The sequence below is a fragment of the Streptomyces sparsogenes subsp. cuspidosporus genome, from assembly GCF_039532705.1.
Classification (GTDB): Bacteria; Actinomycetota; Actinomycetes; order Streptomycetales; family Streptomycetaceae; genus Streptomyces; species Streptomyces sparsogenes.
In genome coordinates this window covers 1-503 of record NZ_BAAASD010000185.1, presented here as the reverse complement: position 1 = coordinate 503, position 503 = coordinate 1, and the positions used below count along the sequence as shown (strand labels likewise).

General features: G+C 70.4%; 2 pseudogenes. One reads left to right on the top strand and one right to left on the bottom strand.

The window, feature by feature from the left end:
• Positions 1 to 13 precede the first annotated feature (13 nt).
• A pseudogene (locus tag ABFY07_RS42990) lies at positions 14 to 226 on the top strand (1,2-phenylacetyl-CoA epoxidase subunit PaaC); the annotation flags it as partial.
• 90 nt (positions 227 to 316) lie between these two features.
• On the opposite strand, the pseudogene ABFY07_RS42985 reads toward ABFY07_RS42990, so the two are convergent.
• Positions 317 to 499: pseudogene (locus tag ABFY07_RS42985) on the bottom strand (mycothiol transferase); the annotation flags it as partial.
• Positions 500 to 503: the final 4 nt, after the last annotated feature.

Below are 503 nucleotides of genomic sequence, written 5' to 3'. Positions count from 1 at the left end.
CTCACACGAGCGGATGCAGGCCGGGCTGGTCGCCGTCTGGCCGTACTACGACGAGCTGTTCCGCAGCACGGAGATCGAGTGCCGGGTCGGGGTGGATCCGGCGGGTCTGCGGGCAGAGGTCGACGACGTCCTCGACCAGGTCCTCGCCGCCGCGACGTTGGAGCGGCCGACCATTCCCGGGGCCTTCACGGTTGGCGGGCGCGCGGGGCGGGAGGGGCTGCACACCGAGAAGCTCGGGCTTGTCCTTGCCGAGCTGCAGAGCATCGCCCGGCAGCATCCGGAAGCTGTTGGTGTGCGTCTCGTAGGACGACTCGTCGAAGGACATCGCGGCCGCGCCGCGCTCGATGAAGTCGACCCAGCCCGACTCCGTGAACGCGACGTGCTTGATCAGCCCGCCGACGGACAGCTCGCTCACGGTCGGGGTGGCCGCGGCCTGCTCGTCCGTGAGTCCCTGGGCGGTGTAGCGGAAGAGGAAGCGGTGCTTCGCGAGGGCTGCCAGCAGG